The following is a 4,164-nucleotide window of genomic DNA, read 5'->3' on the forward strand; positions in this document are numbered from 1 at the left end:
CCACTCGCTCAGCCAAAAACCTTCGATACGCTTGTGCTGGAAGATCAGTTGGCCGGGCTCGCGGATAACAGTGGCTTCGGGATCGAGCTTCCCGTAGATGATCCAGCGCGACCGCTTCGGCATAATGTCGAAGATGGCGGAAGCCAGCGGCCCGGTCACCGCGTCGAGAAAGATGCGCGGCTGCTCAGCCTTCACCACCTCGCGTAGCGCCGCCTTGAAATCCGGCGCCTTTTCGTTGAGGACGTGCGCCGCGCCGAGCGCTTTCAGCGCCGCGATCTGGTCGTCGCGGCGCACGGTGACGATCGGCCGGAAGCCCTCTCCGTTGGCCAGGCCAATGATCAGCTTGCAGAGCTGGCTGGCGCCGGCGGTCATCATAAAGGCCTTTCCGCCTTCCTTCTTGACGACGTCGAACATGGCGAGCGCGGTGAGCGGGTTGACGATCATCGCCGCGCCATCCTCGTCGCGAACGGTGTCGAGCAGCGGGATGCAAACATCGGCCTCGGCTACGGCATAGTCGGCCCAAGAGCCCCAATTGGTGACGCCCGTGGCAAAAGCGACACGCTTGCCGATCAGGCCTTTTGGATAGGGTTCGTCCCCGCTGGCGACGACAATGCCGACGCCCTCGAAGCCCGCCGGCTGTCCCTTGGCGCGCGGCTGGCCGTACTGGCCCTTGACGAAGGCGATGTCGGAGGGGTTGATCGAGGCGAGGTTGACCTTGATCAACACCTGCGTCGGTCCGGGTGTCGGCACCGCGATGTTGCCCGGCTCGAGATACGGCTCCATCGCCTCCAGCACACTGCCGCTCGGCGTCCTGGTGTAGCCGTCGCCGACCAGCAGCAGCGCCTTCATTTCGGAGGGGACGGCCATTGGAACACTCCGTGCTTGGGCTGTCGGCATCGCCGGATGACGATGCCGGCGCTCAGACCTTTTCCTGCGTGTATTTCTTCAGCTCGGTGCGCGCCACCTGACGGCGATGCACGGCGTCCGGCCCGTCGGCAAGGCGCAAGGTCCGCAGATGCGTCCACGACCGCGCCAGCGGCGTGTCCTGGCTGATGCCTTGCGCGCCGAACATCTGCACGGCCTCGTCGGTGACCTTGAGCGCGACGCGGGGTGCCACCACCTTGATCTGGCTGATCCAGGGGGCCGCGGCGCGGGCGTCGCCCTGGTCGATCATCCACGCCGCCTTGAGGCAGAGCAGCCGGGCCATTTCGATCTCCATGCGGCATTCGGCGATGATGTCGAAATTGGCGCCGAGCTTTGCCAGCTTCTGGCTGAAGGCCTCGCGGCGCAAGGAACGCTGGCACAGCATCTCGAGCGCCATCTCGGCCTGTCCGATGGCGCGCATGCAGTGATGGATGCGGCCGGGGCCGAGCCGCCCTTGCGCGATCTCGAACCCCCTGCCTTCGCCGAGGATCAGGTTCGACGCCGGTACCCGCACATTGTCGAAGCGAAGATGCATGTGGCCGTGCGGCGCGTCGTCATCGCCATAAACCTGCATTGCCCGCACCTTGGTCACGCCTTTTGTGTCCGATGGCACCAGGATCATCGAATGACGGCGGTGCTGCGGCTCGTCATCGCCGCCGGTCCTGACCATGACGATGTAGATGGCGCAGCGCGGATCGCCTGCGCCCGAAGCCCACCATTTCTCGCCGTTGAGCACATAGTCGTCGCCCTGACGTTCGCAGCGCATGGCAATGTTGGTGGCATCGGACGAAGCGACATCCGGCTCGGTCATCAGATAGGCCGAGCGGATCTTGCCGTCGAGCAGTGGCTCGAGCCATGCTTTCTTGAGGTCGGCCGAGCCGTACCGCTCCAGCACCTCCATGTTGCCGGTGTCGGGCGCCGAGCAGTTGAAGGTCTCGGCGCCGAGATGCGCCTTGCCCATCTCTTCGGCCAGATAGGCATATTCGACGGTGGAAAGGCCGTAGCCGCGTTCCGAGCCGGTCAGCCAGAAGTTCCACAGGCCGCGCTCTCGTGCGGTCTTTTTCAGCCCTTCGAGGATCTCGCTCTGGCGCGCACTGTAGACCCAGCGGTTGCCTGTCTTGCCCACTTCGCTGAGGAATTCATGGTCGAGCGGCATGATCTCGTCGCGCACCATGGCCGCGACGCGCGCGTGGATCGGCTTCAGCCGCTCGGTCATGCCGAGATTCATCTCCGTCATCGGTCGCTAACCCTTCATGCATGCCAGGCATTTTGTCAGTGGCAAGGATGACCGTACTTCGGATAGCCTTGTCAACGCGAACTGTTTGCCCGCATGCCGAGCGCGGAGGATTGTGATGAGCTATCTGGACGAGCTGTTTTCGGTGGCCGGCAAGACAGCGCTGGTGACGGGTGCCGCGACCGGCATCGGCCGCATGGCGGCGACCGGGCTGGTCAGGGCCGGCGCCAGCGTGATGATCGCGTCGCGCAAGGGCGAGGATTGCATCAAGGTCGCCGAAGAGTTGAACGAGCTTGGCGCATCCGGCCGGGCCGAAGGCTTCGCCGGCGATGTCTCCAGCGAAACCGGCATTGCCGCACTCGTCGCCGAGGTCAAAGCCCGGACCGGGAAATTGCATATTCTGGTCAACAATGCCGGCGTCTCCTGGGGCGCGCCGCTGGAAAGCTTCCCCTATTCGGCATGGGCCAAGGTGTTTGGCGTCAACGTCACCGCGATCTTCCATCTAACCCGCGAATTGCTGCCGCTGCTCGATGCCGCCGCCAGGGACGCCGATCCGGCCAGGGTGATCAATCTCGGTTCGGTGATGGGCACGCAGCCGCTGGCCGACGACGCCTATTCCTACACCGCGTCCAAGGCAGCCGTGCATCATCTGACCCGCACCCTTGCGCTCGAGTTCGCTGGCCGCCGCATCACCGTCAATGCCTTCGCTCCCGGCCCCTTCCAGAGCCGGATGACGGCATTCGCCACCAGTACGGATGAGCAGGCCAGGCACGTCGGCAGCCATGTTCCGATCGGCCGTATCGGCGCGCCGGATGACATTGCCGGCGCAACGCTCTATTTGTGCAGCCGTGCAGGCAGCTATGTCACCGGCGCCATCCTGCCGATAGACGGCGGACAGTCGGTGCAGCATGGGCTGACCTTGTTCAAGGAATGACATTTTCCGGCCACAGAAGCCGGGGGTGAACTGGAGGACATGAGCGTGGAACCGATCAGTCTCGATGTGCTTCTGGCCAGTGTCGGCAAGGAGGTTGGCGTGTCGCCATGGCGGGCTGTCACGCAACGCATGATCGACCAGTTCGCCGACGCCACCGACGACCACCAGTTCATCCACTGTGATCCGGAGCGGGCCATGCGCGAAACGCCGTTCGGCGGCACCATCGCGCACGGCTTCCTGTCGCTGTCGCTGTTGTCGGCGATGACCTTCGAGACCATGCCGCCGCTGGAAAACGGCAAGATGGGCGTCAACCACGGCTTCGATTCGCTGCGCTTCCTGGCGCCGGTGAAGACCGGCGCGCGCATCCGCACGCGTTTCGTGCTGGCCGATGTCAAGGTTCGGCCGTCGGGCTGGGTGCAGACCGCGCATGACGTGACGATCGAGATCGAGGGTTCGAAGAAGCCGGCACTGACCGCGCGCTGGCTGACGCTGACCTTGATCGAACGCCAGCCCGAGACGGCATGAGTGATCCCGTTCTCGACCAGGCAGCGCTTGCGCCTTATCTCGAGGCGAACATACCGGGCTTTTCCGGACTTGCGGCAGTCGAGAAGTTCAAATCCGGCCAATCGAACCCGACCTACCTTTTGACGGCGGCAAGCGGCCGTTACGTGCTGCGCGCCAAGCCGCCGGGGCAATTGCTGAAATCGGCGCATCAGGTCGACCGCGAATTCAGGGTGATGAGCGCGCTTGCCGGCACCGCCGTGCCCGTGCCTGCCATGCTGCATCTGTCGGCGGAAGACTCGCCCATCGGCCGCATGTTCTACGTGATGGATTTCCTCGACGGCCGCATTTTCTGGGATCCGGCCCTGCCGGAGGCAGGCGACAACGAAGAACGCGCCGCCATATATGATGCCATGAACGAAACCCTCGCGGCGCTGCACGAGATCGATGTCGGGACAGTGGGGCTCGGCGATTTCGGGCGGCCGGGAAATTATTTCGAGCGCCAGCTGGCGCGCTGGACCAGCCAGTACCGCGCCTCGGAGACTGACGCAGTCGCCGACATGGACCGGCT

The 4,164-nt window shown here is 64.4% G+C and carries 5 protein-coding genes; 3 read left to right on the top strand and 2 right to left on the bottom strand.

The features are described from left to right. Positions 1–867: zinc-binding dehydrogenase (locus tag EN893_RS21570; RefSeq protein WP_128361762.1), on the bottom strand; the 867-nt coding region annotated here is incomplete at its 3' end. Between the two features lie 52 nt (positions 868–919). Then, a complete protein-coding gene (locus tag EN893_RS21575) occupies positions 920–2,161 on the bottom strand; it encodes an acyl-CoA dehydrogenase family protein (protein WP_127268959.1) in 1,242 nt (413 codons plus the stop codon). A gap of 115 nt (positions 2,162–2,276) precedes the next feature. Between EN893_RS21575 and EN893_RS21580 the strand changes: the two genes are divergently transcribed. The 3 genes from EN893_RS21580 to EN893_RS21590 all read left to right on the top strand — a co-directional run. Then, a complete protein-coding gene (locus EN893_RS21580) occupies positions 2,277–3,092 on the top strand; it encodes an SDR family oxidoreductase (RefSeq protein WP_127268960.1) in 816 nt (271 codons plus the stop codon). A gap of 39 nt (positions 3,093–3,131) precedes the next feature. Continuing rightward, positions 3,132–3,617, top strand: coding sequence for a MaoC family dehydratase (locus EN893_RS21585; RefSeq protein ID WP_023810115.1), 486 nt, complete (start codon positions 3,132–3,134; stop codon positions 3,615–3,617). Next, positions 3,614–4,164, top strand: a 551-nt coding sequence (locus EN893_RS21590) for a phosphotransferase family protein (protein WP_164901002.1), incomplete at its 3' end; no start/stop codon positions are given. The genes EN893_RS21585 and EN893_RS21590, both read left to right, overlap by 4 nt.

This window comes from Mesorhizobium sp. M7A.F.Ca.CA.004.04.2.1, assembly GCF_004022825.1.
Lineage (GTDB): Bacteria > Pseudomonadota > Alphaproteobacteria > Rhizobiales > Rhizobiaceae > Mesorhizobium.